Raw genomic sequence first — 19,102 nt, 5'->3', positions numbered from 1 at the left:
TCACAGCTCCTCGCGCCGGCGGCGCAGCAGTTCGACCAGCTCGACCGACTCGCCGTCGCGGGCGCCGCGGCCGATCTGCAGCGGAGGTTCCGCGGGGTCCACGTGGACCCCGCGGAACCGGCCGGCCAGGCTGGGGGCGACGTCGAGGACGTAGTACTCCCCCGCGGGCCCGACCCCCAGCGAGCCGTCGGCCCGCAGGTACCAGCCGACGACGTCGGTGCGGTAGCGCGCCGCCCCGGCCCGGGCCCGCAGCGGCCCCGGCACGCGCCCGCGCCGCAGGAGGTCGGCCGCGAACCCGCGCAGCAGCTCCCGGGCCCGCGCCGTCTCGGCCGCCCGCGAGCGCTCCCACCACTCCGCCGTCACGACGGCATCGTGCCCCCTCGGGCGCCCCTAGAGCAGCAGGTCCGCCGCACCGGCGAGCGGGCGCCAGGCCGGGACCTCCTCGCCGGCGGCGGCCGGCACCAGCGAGGGCAGCCGGTCGGCCGCCACGAGCGGGCCGAGGTCGAGCCGGGTGAGGTCGCCGATGTCCTCGACGGGCACCTGGAAGGTGCGGAAGCCGCCGAGCTCGGGGACCTGCTGCGCGCTGGGCGCGTCCAGCACCTGCTCGACCAGCGGCGTCTGGTCGAGCACGAAACCGGCGCTGGCCAGGACCGAGACCTCCTGGTCGGGGTCGAGGTCGGCCGGCTGCGGCAGCAGGTAGGCCGCGATCTTGTAGAACCGGCGCGGGACCCGGACCCCGCGGTACTCGGGGTCGTCGTCGGCGAACACGGGGCCGGTGACGACGACGAGGCGGGTGTCCCACTGCCGGGCGTGGGCCAGGACGTGGTCCTCCAGCCCCAGCCACAGCTCCGGCGACTGGTTGAACGTCGAGGCCTGCGGGGCGGCGTTGGCGTAGGAGAACGTGTCGGCGTCCGCCCGGGCGGCCTCGGCGCCCCAGCCCGGGTCGCGTCGCCGGACCAGGTGGCCGCGGTCGAAGTCGTTGCGGTCGTAGAGCGCCGCACCGGCCTGCTCGTCCGGGCCCAGCCGGGGGTCCAGGAACCACGCGTCCCCGCTGCGGGGCACGTCCACCAGGGACGCGCCGTCGACGGCCACGACGGTGGCGGCCGCCAGCCGGCGGTCGGGGCGGTGGACGATCGAGAAGTGCGTGTAGGGCAGGACGACGACCTCGGCCCCGTCCAGGGGCACGGGCAGCGGGACGTAGGGCCCGGGGGCCAGGAAGCGCGGGTCGTACCCCGCGCGCCCCGACAGGTCGGGGGTCCCGGCGCGGCTGACCTCCACGCCGGTGCCCAGCTGCAGTCCCGCACCCGGTGCCGTCTCGCTCATCCCCCCACCGTGGCACCGGCGTCCGACACGGGCCCCCTCGTGCGGTGACGACGGGGTGTCGGTCGTGCGCACGCTGCGCGAACACCGCCGCCGGGTTCAAGCTCCCGCCCCCCGCCGCCGACATCGACGCTGACGGGGATCAACCAGGGATCAACGTCGACGTCGAACGGAAGGGCGGTGCCTCGTGCCGGTGACCCGGGCCTGTGCCGTGCTGCCCGTGCTGCCCGCCGACCTGCCGGTGCTGGACGCCTGCCTGGAGCACCTCGTGGCCGCGGCCGACGAGTGCGCCGCCGCGGGGGTCCCCACCGTGCTCGTCCTGGCGGTGTCGGTGGGACCCGCCGCCCTGCGGCCGGTCCTGGACAGCTGGATCCCGCTGGTCGGGCTCCTCGACGACGTCGAGCTCACCGTCGCGGCCCACCCCGGCGCCCGCGACCGCGAGGACCTGCGGCGCCGCACCGCGCGGGAGCTGCCGGCCGCCCTGCCGGACCCCGCCTCCACCGTGGTGCTGACGACCACGTGCGACGTGGGGGTCGGACCGGACTGGATCGCCGAGCACGTGCGCCACCACCGGCAGGGCGCCCGCGCGAGCACCGGCCCGGTCGCCGGGCTCCCGGGCCCGCACGCGACCACGGCCAACCTGGCGCTGCGCGCGGACCTGCTGGAGCTGGTCCCCCTGGACATGGACGGCCCGGGCTCGAACGGCTCGGGGTCGGACGGCGTGGGGTCGGACGGCCCGGGGTACCCCCCGCTGGTCCACGCCCTCACCCCGGCGGTCTCGACCCTGCGGGTCACCCTTCCGGCGTTCCCCTGAGGTCCTCGGCCAGGATCGCCAGCAGCTCCCGGCGGGCCTTCTCCAGCACGTCCCCGGCGCGCCGGACGTCGCCGGGGCGGCCCGACAGCTCGATCTGCCGGTAGGTCATGGCCAGGGCGCCGATCTGGCGGCGGAACTCGTGCGCCCGTTCCCGGTCGGGGCCGCCGTCGAGGGTCTCCCACGGCGGCGGGGCGTCGCCGTACTCCTGCTCGACGTGGGCCCGGCCCTCGTCGGTCAGCGTGAACTGCTTGGGGTCGTCCGGGTCCGCCGCGACGAGCCCCTCGTCCTGCAGCTGCTGCAGGGTCGGGTACACCGAGCCGGGGCTGGGCTTCCACTCCCCCTCGCTGCGCCGGGTGACCTCGCCGATGATGCGGTAGCCGTTGCTCGGCCCCTCGGCGAGCAGGACCAGTACCGCGGCCCGCACGTCACCGCGCGGGCGGCGGCCGCCCCGCCCGAACCCGCCGCCGAACCCGCCCCGCCCCCGGCCCCCGGGACCGAAGCCGCCCAGGTCGAACGGGAAACCCGGGCCGAAGCCGCCGAACGGGCCGCCACCGCCGGGGCGGTGTCCCCGCGCGTGCTCGAAGTGGCCCCCCCAGGGGCCCGCGAACTTGTCGCCTCTCATGACCGCACCTCCGTGTCGACGCGACACCGAGTGCGTCGCGATGCCTCGACGATATATCGGTAGCGGTCAGAAGTGAAGAGGTGGGCGCGATGGGGCCTCCTCCTGGGGACCCGCCGGTGCTAGCGTGGCGGCAAGCGCTTACCAGACTCCGACGGTGGAGGATCCCGGTGACCATCGACCTGACCCCCGACGTGCGCGGCGCCCACGGCTTCGACGTCGAACCGTGGCGCTTCCGCCGCGAGGCGACCGAGGACGAGCGAGCGGCCCAGGCCGCCCACGTGCGCGGGCACGGCTGGACGCTGGGCGAGGACTGCTTCGTCAGCCCGCTGGCCGCCGTCGAGACCGAGGACCTCACCCTGGGCGACCGCAGCTACGTCGCCGCCCACGCCTACGTCAGCGGTTCCGTGCGGCTGGGCGCCGACTGCACGGTCAACGTCAACTCGGTCGTGCGGGGGGACGTCCGCGGCGGCGACGGGGTGCGCATCGGCGCGCACACCTCGCTGCTGGGGTTCAACCACGGCACCGCACCCGGTGTCGAGGTGTTCCGGCAGCCGCTGACTTCCCGCGGCATCGTCGTCGGCGACGACGTGTGGATCGGCTCGCACGTCGTCGTGCTGGACGGCGTGACCGTCGGCGACCACGCCGTGCTCGCCGCGGGAGCCGTCGTGACCCGGGACGTCCCGGCCGGGGCGGTCGTCGGGGGGAACCCCGCGCGGCGCCTGCGCTGGCGGGTCCCGCCGGCGGGGGCCACCGACGACCTCGCCGCCGCCCTGGCCGCCTTCGCCGACCGCGCCCGCTCCCAGGCCGCCGACGTGCTGGGCCGCTGCTGGGACCCGTCGCTGCCCGGCGGGCAGTTCCTGGACCGGCCCGGCGCCGGGCCGACCGTGCGCGCCCAGTGCGACGCCCTGGAGGTCGCCGCGTACCTGCTCGACGGGCCCCCGCCGCAGCTGCCGCTGGAGGAGCAGCTGGGCCGGTTGCAGTCGCTGCAGGACCCCGCGAACGGGATGGTGCGCCGCTTCGACCCCGACGGCGCCCCGCTCCCCGGGACCCCCGACCCCCGCGACGGCGACGTCCTCTACCACCTGCTGTGCGTCGGCTACGCGCTCGACCTGCACGGCCGGCGGTTCGACCACCCCGTCCGGCACGTCGCGCGGATGGACCCCGCGCAGCTCCTGCGGGAACTGCGCGCCCTGCCGTGGACGACGCGGGCCTGGGGCGCGGGCGCCTGGGTCGACGCGGTCGGGACGGGTTTCCGGTGGAACCTCGACCGCGGTGAACCCGGTGTCCCCGGCACCCTGGAGACGCTGTTCGGCTGGCTCACCCTGAACGCCGACCCGCGCACGGGCGCCTGGGGTTCGGCGGCGCCCGGCGAGGGGGCGCTGCAGGTCGTCAACGGCTTCTACCGGGCCTCGCGCGGGACGTTCGCGCAGTTCGGGGTCCCCCTGCCGCACCCCGAACGGCTCGTCGACACCGTGCTCGCGCACCTGCGCGACGAGCAGGTGTTCGCCGCGGACCGGCGCAACGCGTGCAACGTCCTCGACGTGGCGCACCCGCTGTGGCTGGCCGGCAAGCAGACGTCCCACCGCCGCGCCGAGGTCGTCGAGGCCGCGCGCGGTCTCCTGGCCGACGCGTTGCGCACCTGGCGGGACGGGCAGGGTTTCGCCTTCGCCGTCGGGCGCGAACCCGGGCTGCAGGGCACGGAGATGTGGCTGGCGGTCCTGTGGTTGCTGGCCGACCTGTGCGGGTTCGCCGACGTGCTGGGGTACCGGCCGCGGGGCGTGCACCGGCCCGAGGCGGCGATGTCGCTGCGGGAGTGAGGGTTCAGCGGAGGAGTTCCCTCACCGACCTGCGGCCCCGCGCCGCAGCGACCGCCCCGGCACGTGCCCGGTCCGCACGCCGTCCGCGACGACGGGGACACCCCCGACGAGCACGTGCGGGATCCCCACGGCGGGCCGGCGGGGTTCGGCGAACGTCGCCCCGGCGGCCACGGTGGCGGGGTCGAAGAGCACCAGGTCGGCGACCGCGCCCGGTCGCAGCACCCCGCGGTCGGTCAGCCCGAGCCGGCGCGCGGGGGCGGAGGTGAGGTGGGCGACGCACTCCTCCAGACCCAGGACCCCCTCCTCGCGCACGTAGTGGCCGAGGTAGTGCGCGAACGTCCCCCACGCCCGGGGGTGGGGCCTGGCGCCGACGAGCAGACCGTCGCTGCCGCCGGTGTGCCGGGGGTGGCGCATGATGGCGCGCACGTTCTCCTCGTGCCCGACGTGCTGCAGGATCGTCGTGCCCAGCCGGTCGGCGACGAGCAGGTCCACGAACACGTCGAAGGGGTCGGCGCCGCGGGCGGCGGCGACCCCTTCGACCGTGGAACCGACGACGCCCGCGAGGGCCTGCTCGCGCACCCCCGACACCTGCAGCGTCGCCCAGTCCACGACGACGCCGTGGCACCCGTCGGAACCCTCCACCTCCAGCGCGTGCCGCAGGCGGGGCAGGACGTCGGGGTCCTGCAACCGGCGCAGCGTCTCCGCCGGGCCGCCGGCGGTGGCCCAGCCGGGCAGCACGGCCGCCAGCGTCGTCGACCCCGGCAGGTAGGGGTAGGTGTCGAGGGTCAGGTCGACGCCGTCGGCCAGCGCTCGGTCGACCAGGGCCAGGAACTCGCCCGCGCGGCCGGCGTTGACGGCGAAGTTCATCGTCGCGTGCGTCAGGTGCAGCGCGACCCCCGAGCGGCGCGCCACCTCCACCACCTCGGCGTACGCCTCCAGCGCCCCCCGGCCGTAGGAACGCTGGTGGGGGGCGTAGAAACCCCCGGCGGCGGCGACGACCTCGCACAGCGCGACGAGCTCGTCGGTGTCGGCGTACGCCCCCGGGGTGTAGGTCAGGCCGCTGGACATCCCGAACGCACCGTCGCGCAGACCGTCCGCGACGAGCCCGCGCATGCGCCGCACCTCCTCGGCGGTCGCGGGGCGGTCCTGCGTGCCCACCACGACCATCCGCACCGTGCCCTGCGGCACGAGGTAGGCGACGTTCACGGCCGCGCCCCGGTCGACTCGGTCGAGGTACTCCCCCACGCTGCGCCAGTCCCAGTCGAGGTCGGGGACCCCGTTCCACCCCGCGAGCTGCTCGCGCAGCACGTCCAGGGCGGCGTCGTCGACGGGGGCGTAGCTGAGGCCGTCCTGCCCGACGACCTCGGTCGTCACGCCCTGCGTCGTGCGGGACAGGTGCTCGGGGTCGGTGAGGACGGCGAGGTCGGAGTGGGCGTGCAGGTCGATGAACCCCGGCGCGAGCACGAGCCCGGACGCGTCGAGCACCCGCGCCCCCGCCGTCTCGACCCTCCCGAGCCCGGCGATCCGGCCGTCCACCACGAGGGCGTCCCCCCGGCGGGCGGGACCGCCGGTCCCGTCGACGAGCGTCGCGCCGCGGATCAGCAGGTTCACCCGAAGACCGTCCGCACCCAGTCCACGAGCACCGGCTGGGGCGCCAGGGCGTCGTCCACGACGGGCAGCAGCCCCCACTTGTCGAACGTCGTGCACGGGTGCGACAACCCCAGCCGCAGCACGTCGCCGACGCGCAGGTCCAGCTCCGGGGGGAAGCGGACGAACGCGTGCTGGTCGTTGAGCGCGGTGACCTCGGCCCCCTCGAGGGGGGTCGTGTCCGCGTGACCGCCGCGGCGGACGGCCTGCACCTCGGGCAGCCCCTCGTCGAAGGGCAGGTCGCGCTTGCCGGCGTCGGCGAGCGCCAGCCCCGGTTCGGGGCGGGAGACGACGCGCGCCCAGCCGTGCGCCGCGGCCCGCAGGGGCCCGGCGTCGTCGAGGCGGTCCACGGGCGTGATGCCGCGGTAGAACCCGTCGTCGTGGGCGACGTAGGCGCCCGCGCGCACGACGACGCGCACGCCGCCGGCGGGGTCGTGCAGGCCGGCGAGGACGTCGGCGACGGCGTCGAAGTAGGCGCTGCCGCCGGCGGTCACGACGACCCCGCCGGGCACGGGCGGGTACAGGTCCTCGGCCAGCAGCCGGCGGTGCAGCCCGGCGAGGTCGTGCAGGTAGGTCCGCACGACGGTCAGGGAGGCCGGGGAGGCGTCGTGGGCGAAGGCGCCCTCGTACCCGGCGACGCCGGCGAGCCGCAGCCCGGGCGTCGCGCGCACGGCACGGGCCACCTCCACGGCGGCGGCGGTCGAGCGGGCCCCGGTGCGGCCGCCGAGGCCGCCGAGCTCGACCAGGACGTCGAGGGGCTGGGCGGCCCCGCGCACGTGGGGGGCCATCGCGGCGACGGTGGCGACGTCGTCGGCCCACACCAGGACGCGGGAGGTGCGCGGCTGCGCGAGCCACCGCAGCACCCCGGGGTCCAGGACGGGGTAGGCCGCCATGACCCAGTCCAGGCCCTCGCGCAGCGCGACCGTCAGCTGCCAGCCGGTGGCGACGGTCAGGCCCAAGGCGCCGGCGTCGAGCTGGGCGCGCCACACGGCGGGGGCCATGGTCGTCTTGCCGTGGGGGGCGAGGTCGACGCCGACGTCGCGGGCCCACGCCCGCAGGGTGGCGACGTTGGTCGCCAGGGCGCGGGCGTCGAGGGTGACCAGCGGGGTGGGCAGGTCGGCCAGGCCGGGCCGGGTGGCGGTGAACTCGGCGGCGTCGCGGCCCCAGGCGCCGACGGGGACGGCCTTGAACCGGGCGTCGAGCGGGCCGAGGTCGTGGGCGTCGAGGACCACGGGACTCCTTCGTTGCACTGTACGCAACGGTTGTTGCGCGTCCGCGTGGGCCCGTTCTAGCATCGCGGCGTGCCCCGGTCAAAGGTCCCGCCACCCCCGCGGCGCGCGTGAGCCAGAGCCTCGCCCGCGCGCTGCGGCTGCTGGACCTCGTGGCCGACGGCACGACCACCCTCACCGGGCTCGCCGAGGCCACCGGCAACCACAAGAGCACCGTGCTGCGCCTGCTGCGGGACCTGGAGGACAACGGGCTGGTCCACCACGACGCCGAGCACCGGTACCGGCTGGGCCCGCACCTGTTCCGGCTCGCGGCCCGGGCGCTGGAGGACTTCGACGTCCGCGGCGTCGCGGCACCGCGGCTGCGGTCCCTGCGCGACGCCGTCGGGCAGACCGTCCACCTCGCCGTGCTCGACGGCCGCCGGGCCCTGTACGTCGACAAGCTCGAACCGCGCGAGGCCGCGGTGCGGATGGCCTCGCGCGTCGGGCACGACGCCCCGCTGCACTGCACCGCCGTGGGGAAGGTCTTCCTGGCGGGCCTGCCCGCCGACGAGGCCGCCGACCTCGCCGCGAGCCTGGACCTGGTGCGCCGCACCCCCCGCACGCTGGTCACCGCGGCCGACCTGCTCGCCGAGGTCGGTGCCGTGCGCGAGCGCGGCTGGGCCCAGGACCACGGCGAGAACGAGACGTTCGTCAACTGCGTCGCCGCCCCGGTGCGGGGCCCCGACGGACGGGTCCTGGCCGCGGTGTCGCTGTCCGTGCCCGACGTCCTGCTCCCCCACGAGGGCGTGCTGGCCCTCGTGCCCGACCTGCTGGCCGCCACCGCCGACGTCTCCCGCGCCTGCGGGTACCGGACCACCGATCGCCCCGAAGGAGCCCCCCGGACATGACCACCCGCACCGCCGTCACCACCACCGACGCCCCCGCACCCGCGCACACCTTCTCCCAGGGGGTCCGCAAGGGGCCGCTGCTGCAGGTCTCGGGCCAGGGTCCGGTCGACCCCGTGACGAACGAGTACCTGCACCCCGGCGACGTGCGGGCCCAGACCCTGCGGACGCTGCGCAACGTCGAGGCCGTCCTGCGCGCCGGCGGCGCCACCCTCGACGACGTCGTGATGCTGCGCGTGTACCTCACCACGCGCGACGACTTCGCCGCGATGAACGAGGCCTACGGCGAGTTCGTCACCCGCAACTGCCCCTCGGGCGTCCTGCCCGCGCGCACCACCGTCGTGACGGGGCTGCCGCGCGAGGAGATGCTCGTGGAGATCGACGCGCTGGCCGTCCTGGACTGAGCCGGGCGCGGCGGTGTGGACTGGTCGCCGTGGTCCGGGCCGTGCAGATCCTCACCGTGCTCTCGGGCGCCGGCGCCCTCCTGGTGGCCGGGGTCTTCGCCGCCTTCACCTGGCTCGTGCTGCCCGCGTTCGCGCGCACGGGTCCCGGCGCGGCGGCGCCCGTCATGCAGGCCGTCAACGTGGTCGCGGTCCGCGCCCCGCTGATGACCGCCCTGTTCGGGACGGGGGCGTGCTGCCTGGCGCTGGCCGTCCTGGCCCTGGTCAGCGGGCGCCCCGGGCCGGCCGCGGGGTGCGCGGTCTACCTCGTGGGCTGCCTGGGGGTGACGGTCGCGGGCAACGTCCCGCTCAACGACGCGCTGGCGCGCGGGCGCGTGACCGACTTCGCGCGCTGGGCGGCGGCCTGGGGTCGCTGGAACACCGTGCGCCTGCTCGCCTGCCTCGCCACCGCGGCGGTGCTGTGGGGGACCTCGCCGGACCGGTGAGGCCGGACCGGTGCAGGGCGGTCAGCGGCGCACGGTCAGCGCAGCTTGGTCAGCGGACCTCGACGACGGCGCCGGTCAGGCCCTCGGCCCGCGCCCACGCCAGGGCCTGCGCGGCCGGCAGCGGCCGGGCGAAGAAGAACCCCTGCAGCTCGTCGCAGCCCAGCGCGGAGAGCCGGTCGGCCGCCGCGAGCGTCTCCACGCCCTCGGCGACGACGACCAGGCCCAGCCGGTGGGCCAGGGCGATGACCGAGGAGACGATGACGTCGTCCTCGGGGTGGGCGACCAGGTCGCTGACGAACTGCCGGTCGATCTTCAGCTCGTGCACGGCCAGGCCGCGCAGGTGGACCAGGCTCGTCGAGCCCGCCCCGAAGTCGTCGACCGCGACGCGCACACCGCGCTCGCGCAGCAGGGCGACCGTGGCCCGCGCCCGGGCCGGGTCCTGGATGATGGCCGTCTCGGTGATCTCCAGCACCAGGTCCTGCGGCGACCAGCGGGTCAGCGCGAGCGCCTCCTCCACGACCCCCAGCAGCCCGGCGTCCAGGCTCACCGCGGACACGTTGACGGCCATCGTCGTGTGCACGCCCTGCGCCCGCCACGTCGCGGCCTGCCGCAGCGCGGTGAGCATGACCCAGCGCGTCAGGGCGTGGATGAGGTGGGTGCGCTCGACGAGGGGCAGGAAGTCGGCCGGCTGCAGCAGCCCGCGGGTGGGGTGGTCCCAGCGCACGAGCGCCTCGAAGCCCAGCAGCCGCGCCCCGTCCCCGGAGACCTTCGGCTGGTAGTGCAGGGCGAGCTGGTCCTCCTCCATCGCGGTGCGCAGCTGCCCCATCAGCTCCAGGCCACCGGCCGAGTGCGGGTCGCTCGCGGCGTCGTAGCGCAGCACGCCCGCGCGGGAGCGCTTGGCGACGTACATGGCGACGTCGGCGTGCTGCAGCAGCTCCCCGGACGAGCGGCCGTCGGGGCCGGCGACGGCGATCCCGATGCTGCCCTGCAGGTCCAGCGGCACGACCCCGGCGTGGAAGCCGCCGACGGCCAGCGCCGCCAGCAGCCGCTTGGCGAGGACCTCCAGGTCGGCGTCGGGGCCCGGGTCCGGCACCAGGACGGCGAACTCGTCACCACCGAGGCGGGTGAGGGTGCCCCGGTCGCCCAGGGTCGCGGTGAGCACCCGCGCCACCTGGACGAGCACCTCGTCGCCGGCCGCGTGGCCCAGGGCGTCGTTGACGTCCTTGAAGCCGTCGAGGTCCAGCAGCAGCAGCCCCAGGTCCCCGTCGTGGTCCAGGAGCGCGGTGGCGGTCTCGTGCAGGGCGCGCCGGTTGCCGAGCCCGGTGAGGGCGTCGGTGCGGGTGAGCTCGGCCCGCGCCCGGTCGCGCTGGCGCAGGAGGACGGCCAGGGCCACGGCGGAGGCCACCGCGACCAGGACGGCGGCGGCCCAGGCAGCGGTGGTGGCGGCGCTCACACCGCCCCATCGACACGGAGCGTGAGGAGTTGAGCCGCCCCGGTCAGCCGATCGGCGGAACGCTCCAGCGCAGCAGCGCCTGGCGCTCGTGCTCGTGCCCCAGCTCGCCCCACGTCCCGGCCTCCAGGGCGAACAACGCCCCCGCCGTCGGGGACAGCCCCAGCCAGGTGGCGAGCAGGACGCGCAGGAAGTGGCCGTGGGCCACCAGGACGACGTCGCGGTCCCCGTCCAGGGCCGCGGCGCGGCGCAGGACCCCCCGGGCGCGGTTGGCGACCTGGTGCACCGTCTCCCCCGGGGTGTCCCCCGGCACGACGCCGTCGTGCCAGACCGACCAGGGGCGGCCGAGCTCGGCGGAGATCTCCTCGGTGGTCCGCCCCTCGTACCCGCCGTAGTCCCACTCCACGAGGTCCTCGTCGACCTGCGGGCCGTCCTCGGCGAGGTCGGCCAGACCGGCCAGCTCGGCCGTGCGGCGGGCGCGCTGGCGGGGGCTGACCAGGACGGCCCCGATCCGGCGGCCGGCGAAGACGGGGGCCAGGCGGCGCGCCTGGTCCTCGCCCGCGGCCGTGAGCGGGACGTCGGTGCTGCCGGTGTGCTGGCCCGACAGGCTCCAGGCGGTCTGGCCGTGACGGACGACGAGGATCGACACGCCGTGAGGCTACCGTTCGACCGTTCGACCAGTGCCGCTCGACCCCGCGGGAGCCCCTCAGATGAGCGAGACGACCGGAGCGCGCCCGGACGGGCCGCTGGCCCGGCGGGAGCGGATCGCCGCCCTCGTCGCGGCGCGCGGCACGGCCCGGGTGGCCGACCTCGCCGCCGAGCTGGGCGCGGCCCCCGTCACCGTGCGCCGCGACGTCGAGGCCCTCGCCCTGGCCGGGCGGCTGCACCGGCGGCACGGGGTGGTCAGCGCCGCCCGCCCCGGCGCCACGGCGCTGGGCCGGGTCGTGGCCGTGGGGGAACCGAACGGCTACCTCGCGGAGATCCTGCGCGGGGCCGACGCGGCCGTCGCGGCCCACGGCGGGCGGTACGTGCTGGAGGTCGCGCGCGACCACGCCGCCACGCGCGCGGCCGTCGAGCGGGCCGCGCAGGCCCCGGACGTGTCGGGGATCCTCTACGCCCCGCGCTGGAGCTCCCCCGACGACCTCGCCGCCGACGTCGTCGCGCGCGCCTGCCCCCCGCACGTGCCGCTCGTGCTGGTCGAGCGGTTCGCCCCGCGCGGGTCGCTGCTGGCCCAGCGCGACGCGGTCCGCAGCGACCACGCGACGGGGGTCCACCAGGCGCTGTCGCACCTGCGCGCCCACGGCCACCGGCGCGTCGTGGCGTTCTGCCGCGACGACTCCCCCACCGCCCGCACGCTGCGCGGCTGCTTCGCCGACGCGATGCGCTCGCTGGGGCTGGCGGTGCTGAGCGAGCCACTGCTGAGCTCCGACCGCGCCGACGCCGCCCGGCGGCTGCAGGCCCCCGACCCGGCCGAGGCCGTGCGGCGGCTGGGGGCCACCGCCGTCCTGGTGCACTCCGACACCGACGCGCTGTCCCTGGTGCCGCGGCTGGTGGGGGCGGGGCTGCGGGTGCCCGACGACGTCAGCGTCGTCGCCTACGACGACGTCGTGGCGGGTCTGGGGGACGTGCGGCTGTCGGCGGTGGCCCCGCCCAAGCGCGAGGTGGGGCGGGCCGCGGTGGACCTGCTGGCCTGGCGGGCGACGGCACCGGGAGCCCCCTGCCGGCACCTGGAGATCGCCCCGCACCTGGTGGAGCGGCACAGCGTCCGATCGATCGACCCGCGCTGATCGATCGATCTTGACCGGTCCGCGGGGCGCCCGCGACGGTGGGGCCACCCCCCGGCGAGCCGCTCGCCGCCCCAGACTCGACGAGGAGTCCCATGATCCGCGCCGCGCTCGCGATGAGCCGCCCGAGCTACGACCGGGTCGTCGACGCGTCGTTCCTCGACCGGCTGCGCCGCACCGTCGACCTGGCCCCCGCCCCGCTGACGGAGTTCACCAGCCCGGCCGCCCGGGCCGTCCTGGCCGACGTCGAGGTGCTCGTCACGGGCTGGGGGTGCGCCCCCCTGGACGCCGCGGCCGTCGCGGCCGCCCCCCGGCTGCGGGCCGTCGTGCACACCGCCGGGACGGTGCGCGGGCACGTGCGCGACGCCGTGTGGGACCGCGGCGTCGTCGTCTCCTCGGCCGCCGCCGCCAACGCGGTGCCCGTCGCCGAGTACACCCTCGCCGTCGTCCTGCTCACCGGCAAGGGGGTCCTGGCCGCCGCCGAGGCCTACCGGCGGGTCCGGACCCGCGCCGCGACGGCCGTCAGCGAGCGCGGGGGGAACCTCGGGGCGACCGTGGGGGTCCTGTCGGCCTCCCTCGTGGGGCGCCGGGTCGTGGAACTGCTGCGCCCCTTCGACCTGCACGTCCTCGTCCACGACCCGCACGTGCCCGAGGAGGAGCTGCGGGCCCTGGGCGCCGAACCCGTCGGCCTGCTGGAACTGGCGGCCCGCAGCGACGTGTTCAGCATCCACACCCCGCTGCTGCCCGAGACCCGCGGCCTGGTGGACGCCCGGGTGCTGGCCGCCCTGCGCGACGGCGCGACGGTGGTGAACACCGCGCGCGGCGCCGTCGTGGACGCCGACGCCCTCGCGGCCGAACTGGTCTCGGGCCGGCTCAACGCCGTCCTGGACGTCACCGACCCCGAACCCCTGCCGCCGGACTCGCCGCTGTGGGAGTGCCGCAACGTCCTGCTGACCCCGCACGTGGCGGGGTCGCTGGGCAACGAGCTGCGCCGGCTGACGACCTCGGCCGCCGAGGAGGTCGAGCGCTTCGCCGCCGGCCTGCCGCTGGCCCACCCCGTCACCCGGCCCGCCCTGTCCCGCACCGCCTGAGAGGGGGACCCCGTGTCGTCGCTGTCCGCCGTGCCCGAGGACCGCCGGCTCTCCCCCGTCACCGGCTGGACCCGCGACCACTGGGTCGCGGCCGCCGACGACCTGCTGCTGGCCGTGCGCCCCTGGGCCACCCCCGGTTTCGGGCGCATCGACCTGCCGGGGGAACCGGCGCGGGCCGGCTGGGTCTGCGACGGCCTGGAGGGTTTCGCCCGCACGTTCCTCACGGCCGCGTTCCGGGTCGCCGGGTGCGGCGGCGACGACCCCCACGACCACCTGGGGAACTACCGCCGCGGTCTGCTCGCCGGGACCGCGACGCCCGGCGCCGACGACGCCGAGTCCTGGCCGGTGATCCGCGGTTTCCGCGAGGGCGGGCAACCCATCGTCGAGTCGGCCTCCATCGCCCTGGGCCTGGACCTGACCCGGGAGTGGTTGTGGGACAGCCTGTCCGGTGACGAGCAGGACCAGGTGGAGGCGTGGTTGCGCGAGGCGCTGCGCCACGAACCCGCCCCGAACAACTGGTACCTGTTCCCCATGGCGGTGGCCTCGTTCCTCACCGGGGCCGGCCGCGGGGACGCCGAGACGGAACGGGCGGTCGACCGGGCCCTGGAACTGCTGGAGGGCTGGTACCGCGGCGAGGGCTGGTACACCGACGGCGACGGGCGGATGTTCGACCACTACGTCGGCTGGGCCATGCACCTGTACCCCGTGCTGTTCACCCACCTGCGCGGCGAGGGCGCGGACCCCGAACTCGGCAAGCGGTTCGGCGTGCGCCTGCGGGAGTTCCTCGGGACGTTCGCCCTGACCTTCGACGGCAACGGCGCCCCGCTGCACCAGGGCCGGTCCCTGACCTACCGGTTCGCGGCCGTCAGCTCGGTCGCGGTGGGCGCGGTGACGGGGGCGACGCCGTGGTCGCCGGGGGTGAGCCGGTCGATCCTGTCGGGGGCCGTGAAGTACTTCACCGACCGCGGCGCCGCGCGCGACGGCGTCCACACCCGCGGCTGGCACGGCCCGCACCCGGCGACCGTGCAGCCCTACTCCGGGCCCGCCTCGCCGTACTGGTGCTCCAAGGCGTTCTCGGCCCTGCTCGCCGGTCCCGACCACCCGCTGTGGACGGCCACGGAGGAACCCGTCCCGGCGGCGGGCCCGGCCGCGACGGTCCCGGTCGCCCCCGCGGGGTGGCTGGTGCAGACCACCCCCGACGGCCTGGTCCGGGTGCACAACCACGGCTCGGACCACCACCGGCCCGGCCACCCGGCGGAACCGGACCCGCTGTACGCGCGGCTGGCCTACTCCACGCGCACGGGCCCCACGTCGGCGCGCAACGTCGCGGAGAACACCGTCACCCTCACCCACCGCGGGCAGGAGGGGGTGCGGGTCTCCTTCGAGAACGCCGGGACCGGGCCGGGCTGGGCGGCCAGCCGGCACCACCCGCGGTTCGCCGCGACCGAGCTGCCGCAGGCCCGGGTGCTGTCCCTGGTCCTGGCCCGCGGCGCGTGGGAGGTCCGGGTGTTCGGCGGTGGGGCCCTGCCGGTGGGTACCCCCCTGACCGTCACCGGCTGGGCGCTGGCCGCGGCGGGACCGGCCGGCCTGGAGCAGGCCGTGGAGGGGACCTCGATCACCCTGGGCGACGGTGAGCTGCGGTCGCACCTGAGGGCGGTCGCGGGGTTCGACCGGGCCGACCTGGTGCGCGCCCCCGCCGGCACCGCGTACGGCGCGTGGGCCCTGGTGCCCCGGCTGCGGGGGGCCACCGGCCCGGGACCGGCGGTCGTCCTCGCCGCCCTGACGGCGGCCGACCCGGGCCCGGCCCCCGTCGTGGAGGTCGAGGGCGGCCGGGTCACGGCCACCTTCGCCGACGGTGTCCAGGGCCGAACGTCCCTGGACGGCGAGGTCCCTCGCGTGTCGTGGTGAGCGGAGGTGGTGAGATGTCCCCCGTGGATCCCTTCGCCGACGTCCTGACCGCCAACGCCGCGTACGCCGAGACCTTCGTCGACGACGGCCGCCCCGGCCTCGCCGGGGTCGGCCTCGCCGTGATCACCTGCATGGACTCCCGCATCTCGCCGCTGGAGATGCTGGGTCTGGCCAAGGGCGACGCGAAGATCCTGCGCAACGCCGGCGCGCGCGTCACCGAGGACACCCTGCGCACCCTCGTCCTGGCCCACTACCTGCTGGGGGTGGACCGCGTGCTGCTGCTGGCGCACACCGACTGCGGCATGACGAAGAACACCGACGCGGCCGTGCACGCCAAGGTCCTGGCCGAGGGGGTCGACACGCGCAGCATCGACTTCCGCACCATCTCCGACCAGCGCGCCACGCTCGTGCACGACGTGCAGCGCATCCGGTCCTGGCCGTTCCTGCCGCCGACGATGCCCGTCGCGGGCGGCGTCTACGACGTGCGGACCGGGGCCATCGAGATGGTCGTGGGCGCCGACGTCACCGCCGAGGACGCACCCCGGGGCTGACGGCGCCGGGGACCGGCTGCGGGAGCCGGGCCGGGCGGGCGCCCCTCGTCAGCAGCAGCCCGCACGCGACGAGCGCGCCCGCCACCCCGGCCTGCCAGCCGGGCCCGGCGCCCAGCAGGGACCCCCCGAGCACGGCCCCGCCGCCGATGCCGACGTTGAAGCTCGCGTTGACCACCGCGGGGGCCGCGTCGCTGCCGTCCGTGACGCGCAGGGCGACGGTCTGCAGCAGCGTCGGCAGCGCCCCGAAGGCCGCGCCCCACACGGCGACCACGGCGGTCGTCGGCGCGGCCGACCCGGCCAGGACGACGGCCACGACGCAGCCCAGCAGCACCGCGACGCTCGCGCGCAGCGCCGCCAGCGGGTGCCGGTCGGCGACCACACCGGCCACCAGCACGCCGACGACACCGGCTGCGCCGTAACCGAACAGGACCAGGCTCACGTGGTCCAGACGCACCCCGGCCGCCAGGACGACCGGGGTCACGTACGTGTAGACGCCGTAGTGGCCCAGGGTCAGGGCGACCGTGGCGAGGGCGAGCCCGGGCAGCCCGGGGCGCCGCAGCGCCGGCAGGACCGGCGGCACGTCCTCGTGGGCGGCCAGCGTGGCGGGCACCAGCCGCAGCGCGGCCGCGGCCAGGACGAGCAGCAGCACCGAGGTCGCCCCGAAGGCCCAGCGCCAGCCGACGGCCTCGCCCACGGCCGTCCCGAGCGGGACCCCGAGGCTGAGGGCCAGGGCGATGCCGCCGTTGACCAGGGCCAGGGCCCGCCCGGCCTCCTCGCGCGGGACGAGGGCGACGGCCGTGGCGACGGCGACGCTGAAGACGCCCGCGTGGGCCAGGCCGCCCAGCAGGCGGGCCGCGACGGCGACGGCGTAGCCGGGGGCGGCGACGACGACGGCGTTGCTCAGGGCGTACGCCAGCAGCAGGGCGACCAGCGCGGGGCGCCGCCGCACCCGCGCCAGCGCGGAGGTCAGCGGCACGGCCCCGACGGCGACGACGAGCGCGTAGGCGGTGACCCACCAGCCGATCCCGGCCTCGCCGACGCCGAACGCGGCGGACAGCTGCGGCAGCAGGCCGACGGGCAGGACCTCGGTGGTGACCGCGGCGAACATCGTCGCGGCCAGCAGGGCGGTGGCGGGCAGGGTCCTTCGTCGCGGCACCGCGGCAGCTTATCCTCGTGACGTGAGCAAAACCAGGGCCGACCTCCTGCGGCTCGTCCACCGCACCCCCGGGCTGACCCGCGCCGAGGCCGCCCGCACCCTCGGGACCAGTTCCGGCGCAGCCACCGACGCCGTCGCCACCCTCGTCGCCGAACGCCGTCTCCTAGAGGGCGAACCCCGCTCCGACGGCCGCCGCGGACGGCCCACCCGCCCCCTGCTGCCCCACCCCGAGGGCCCGCTGGTGCTCGCCGGGCAGGTCGACCACCGCGACTGGCGCGTGCGCGTCGTCGAGCTCGGCGGCACCACCGTGACCGAGGAGTCCGGCACCCACGACGGGTCGGCCCCCGCCCCCGTCCTGGACGCCGTGCGCGCCGCCGCCCGCCGCGCCTCCCGCCGCTTCGGCGACCGGCTGCGCGGCGCGGCGCTCGCCGTCCCCGGCCCCGTGCGCGAGGGGTCCCGGCTCGACGCGCCGCTGCTGGGCTGGACCGACGTCGACCTGCGCGCCGCCTGGCCCGGCCGGCTGGCGACCCGGGTCGTGCGGCACGCCAACGACGCCCGCTGCGCCGGGCTGGCCGAGTCCGTGCGGGGCCCGGCCACCGGCGCGGGCCTGCACCTGCACCTGCACCTGGCCGAGGGCCTCGGCGGCGCGGTCGTGCGCGAGGGCCTGCTGCTGGAGGGCCGGCACACCGCCACGGGCGAGTTCGGGCACCTGCCCCTCGGCGACCCCGCCGTGCGCTGCGGCTGCGGCGCCACCGGCTGCTGGGGCACCGCGCTGGGCGGGGACGGCGACCCGGTCGTCACCGCCCTCGCCCGCGGGACGGCGGGCCTGGTGAACTCCCTCGACCCCGACCTGGTCACCCTCGGCGGGCGGGCCGGGGCGCTCGTGGGCCGGCCCGGGTTCGCGGCGGAGTTCGCCCGCGGGCTCATGGACGTGCGCCGGGCCGACCCCCCACCCGTGCTGCCCGCCGCGCTCGGCGCCGACGGTCCGGTCGTGGGGGCCGCCGAACTGGTGTGGGACGCGGTGCTGCGCTGACCCCCGGCGCGCCCGCTGCGCCAGGATGGGCCCCGTGCCCGGGCCCATCCAGTCCATCGAGCGCGCCGCGGCCGTCCTGCGGCTGCTCGCCGGGGCCGGTCAGGGGCTCGGCGTCGTCGACATCGGCAACGCCCTCGGGCTGCCCAAGACGACCGCGCACGGCATCGTCCGCACCCTCGTCGACGTGGGGTTCGTCGTCCAGGACCCCGACGGCGACTACCGGGCCGCCCCCGACCTGGCCGACCTGGGACGCCCCCGCATCGACGCCAACGACCTGCGCGCCCGGGCCGTGAACTGGGCGGACTCCCTGGCCAGCCGCACCGGGGAGTCGGTCCGGCTCGCGACGCTGGCCGAGGGCCGCGCGCTCGTCGTGCACCACGTGTTCCGCCCCGACGACAGCGCCCAGGAGCTGCGCACCGGCCTGTCGCTGCCCGCGCACGCCTGCGCGCTGGGGAAGGTGCTGCTGGCCTCGGCCCCCGTCCGCCCGCGCGGGCGGCTGGTCGCCATGACGGCCCGCACGGTCGTCGACCCCGCGGCGCTGCGCCGGACCCTGGCCGCCGTGCGGGAGCAGGGCTGGGCCCTGGAGGTCGAGGAGCTGGAGGCCGGTGTCGCCGGGATCGCCGCCCCCGTGCGCGACCTCGGCGGGCTCGTCGTGGGCGCCATCGGCATCGACGGGGACAGCGAGCGCCTCGTCGACGCCCGCGGCCGCCCCCGCGCCGGCCTGGTCCCCGCCGTGAGGCAGGCCGCGCGGTCCATCTCCCGCGGCCTCGGGGCCCGCGACGGCTGAGTGCTTGATCACGAGAGTGCTTGATCACGGTGGGGGTTCCCCTCCCGCGGTGATCAAGCACAGTGGTGATCGGGCACTTCGGTGACCGGGCGGGGGGCGGGGGGCGCGTCGGGCAGGATGGCG

At 77.1% G+C, this 19,102-nt stretch carries 19 protein-coding genes; 11 read left to right on the top strand and 8 right to left on the bottom strand.

The genetic code is table 11. The features are described from left to right. Complete coding sequence (locus tag BJ968_RS17225) at nucleotides 1–363, bottom strand: hypothetical protein (protein ID WP_179753918.1); 363 nt, start codon at nucleotides 361–363, stop codon at nucleotides 1–3. Between the two features lie 27 nt (nucleotides 364–390). Then, entirely contained in the window at nucleotides 391–1,323 is a 933-nt protein-coding gene (locus BJ968_RS17220) for a DNA/RNA non-specific endonuclease (protein ID WP_179753916.1), read from the bottom strand. Nucleotides 1,324–1,513: 190 nt separating this feature from the next. On the opposite strand from BJ968_RS17220, the gene BJ968_RS17215 reads away from it, so the two are divergent. Then, a complete protein-coding gene (locus BJ968_RS17215; RefSeq protein ID WP_179753914.1) occupies nucleotides 1,514–2,134 on the top strand; it encodes a hypothetical protein in 621 nt (206 codons plus the stop codon). On the opposite strand, the gene BJ968_RS17210 is transcribed toward BJ968_RS17215, so the two are convergent. Next, nucleotides 2,112–2,756, bottom strand: coding sequence for a PadR family transcriptional regulator (locus BJ968_RS17210; RefSeq protein ID WP_179753912.1), 645 nt, complete (start codon nucleotides 2,754–2,756; stop codon nucleotides 2,112–2,114). The two genes, BJ968_RS17215 and BJ968_RS17210, sit on opposite strands and share 23 nt — an antisense overlap. Nucleotides 2,757–2,923: 167 nt before the next feature. Between BJ968_RS17210 and BJ968_RS17205 the strand changes: the two genes are divergently transcribed. Beyond that, a complete protein-coding gene (locus tag BJ968_RS17205; protein WP_343078090.1) occupies nucleotides 2,924–4,573 on the top strand; it encodes an acyltransferase in 1,650 nt (549 codons plus the stop codon). Between the two features lie 21 nt (nucleotides 4,574–4,594). Here the strand turns inward: BJ968_RS17205 and BJ968_RS17200 are convergent, their stop codons facing one another. Together BJ968_RS17200 and BJ968_RS17195 are read right to left on the bottom strand one after the other, a co-directional pair. Continuing rightward, complete coding sequence (locus tag BJ968_RS17200) at nucleotides 4,595–6,184, bottom strand: amidohydrolase family protein (RefSeq protein WP_179753908.1); 1,590 nt, start codon at nucleotides 6,182–6,184, stop codon at nucleotides 4,595–4,597. Continuing rightward, nucleotides 6,181–7,515 (bottom strand): alanine racemase, encoded by a 1,335-nt coding sequence (locus tag BJ968_RS17195; protein WP_179753906.1) that lies wholly within the window; start codon nucleotides 7,513–7,515, stop codon nucleotides 6,181–6,183. Before BJ968_RS17195 ends, BJ968_RS17200 begins: the two co-directional genes overlap by 4 nt. Nucleotides 7,516–7,559: 44 nt before the next feature. Here BJ968_RS17195 and BJ968_RS17190 point away from each other — a divergent pair, with 44 nt between their 5' ends. The 3 genes from BJ968_RS17190 to BJ968_RS17180 are packed head-to-tail and all read left to right on the top strand — an operon-like array spanning nucleotide 7,560 to nucleotide 9,219. Beyond that, complete coding sequence (locus tag BJ968_RS17190; RefSeq protein ID WP_179753904.1) at nucleotides 7,560–8,336, top strand: IclR family transcriptional regulator domain-containing protein; 777 nt, start codon at nucleotides 7,560–7,562, stop codon at nucleotides 8,334–8,336. After that, complete coding sequence (locus BJ968_RS17185; protein ID WP_179753902.1) at nucleotides 8,333–8,737, top strand: RidA family protein; 405 nt, start codon at nucleotides 8,333–8,335, stop codon at nucleotides 8,735–8,737. Before BJ968_RS17190 ends, BJ968_RS17185 begins: the two co-directional genes overlap by 4 nt. A 41-nt stretch (nucleotides 8,738–8,778) precedes the next feature. Next, nucleotides 8,779–9,219 carry an anthrone oxygenase family protein gene (locus tag BJ968_RS17180; RefSeq protein WP_179753900.1) on the top strand — a complete coding sequence of 147 codons (441 nt, stop codon included), beginning with the start codon at nucleotides 8,779–8,781 and terminating at the stop codon, nucleotides 9,217–9,219. A gap of 49 nt (nucleotides 9,220–9,268) precedes the next feature. Here BJ968_RS17180 and BJ968_RS17175 read toward each other — a convergent pair whose 3' ends face one another. Then, nucleotides 9,269–10,672 (bottom strand): EAL domain-containing protein, encoded by a 1,404-nt coding sequence (locus tag BJ968_RS17175; RefSeq protein ID WP_179753898.1) that lies wholly within the window; start codon nucleotides 10,670–10,672, stop codon nucleotides 9,269–9,271. A 43-nt stretch (nucleotides 10,673–10,715) separates the two neighbouring features. Further along, nucleotides 10,716–11,318 carry a histidine phosphatase family protein gene (locus tag BJ968_RS17170; RefSeq protein ID WP_179753897.1) on the bottom strand — a complete coding sequence of 201 codons (603 nt, stop codon included), beginning with the start codon at nucleotides 11,316–11,318 and terminating at the stop codon, nucleotides 10,716–10,718. A 61-nt stretch (nucleotides 11,319–11,379) separates the two neighbouring features. Between BJ968_RS17170 and BJ968_RS17165 the strand changes: the two genes are divergently transcribed. The 4 genes from BJ968_RS17165 to BJ968_RS17150 all read left to right on the top strand — a co-directional run bounded on the left by BJ968_RS17165 (nucleotide 11,380) and on the right by BJ968_RS17150 (nucleotide 16,003). Continuing rightward, on the top strand, nucleotides 11,380–12,456 hold the full coding sequence (locus BJ968_RS17165; RefSeq protein ID WP_179753895.1) for a substrate-binding domain-containing protein: 1,077 nt from the start codon (nucleotides 11,380–11,382) through the stop codon (nucleotides 12,454–12,456). A 92-nt stretch (nucleotides 12,457–12,548) separates the two neighbouring features. Then, nucleotides 12,549–13,544, top strand: a complete 996-nt coding sequence (locus BJ968_RS17160; RefSeq protein WP_179753893.1) for a hydroxyacid dehydrogenase — start codon at nucleotides 12,549–12,551, stop codon at nucleotides 13,542–13,544. Nucleotides 13,545–13,556: 12 nt separating this feature from the next. Beyond that, nucleotides 13,557–15,452, top strand: a complete 1,896-nt coding sequence (locus BJ968_RS17155) for a DUF2264 domain-containing protein (protein WP_218885134.1) — start codon at nucleotides 13,557–13,559, stop codon at nucleotides 15,450–15,452. A 14-nt stretch (nucleotides 15,453–15,466) separates the two neighbouring features. After that, a complete protein-coding gene (locus tag BJ968_RS17150) occupies nucleotides 15,467–16,003 on the top strand; it encodes a beta-class carbonic anhydrase (RefSeq protein WP_179753890.1) in 537 nt (178 codons plus the stop codon). Here the strand turns inward: BJ968_RS17150 and BJ968_RS17145 are convergent. Continuing rightward, nucleotides 15,975–17,159, bottom strand: a complete 1,185-nt coding sequence (locus BJ968_RS17145; RefSeq protein WP_179753888.1) for an MFS transporter — start codon at nucleotides 17,157–17,159, stop codon at nucleotides 15,975–15,977. The two genes, BJ968_RS17150 and BJ968_RS17145, sit on opposite strands and share 29 nt — an antisense overlap. Nucleotides 17,160–17,181: 22 nt before the next feature. On the opposite strand from BJ968_RS17145, the gene BJ968_RS17140 reads away from it, so the two are divergent. Both BJ968_RS17140 and BJ968_RS17135 read left to right on the top strand, forming a co-directional pair. After that, nucleotides 17,182–18,192, top strand: coding sequence for an ROK family transcriptional regulator (locus BJ968_RS17140; RefSeq protein WP_343078088.1), 1,011 nt, complete (start codon nucleotides 17,182–17,184; stop codon nucleotides 18,190–18,192). Nucleotides 18,193–18,226: 34 nt separating this feature from the next. Beyond that, nucleotides 18,227–18,979, top strand: coding sequence for an IclR family transcriptional regulator domain-containing protein (locus BJ968_RS17135; RefSeq protein ID WP_179753887.1), 753 nt, complete (start codon nucleotides 18,227–18,229; stop codon nucleotides 18,977–18,979). Nucleotides 18,980–19,102 lie beyond the last annotated feature (123 nt).

This window comes from Kineococcus aurantiacus (genome assembly GCF_013409345.1).
Classification (GTDB): Bacteria; Actinomycetota; Actinomycetes; order Actinomycetales; family Kineococcaceae; genus Kineococcus; species Kineococcus aurantiacus.
This window is presented reverse-complemented; position numbering and strand designations above follow the sequence as displayed.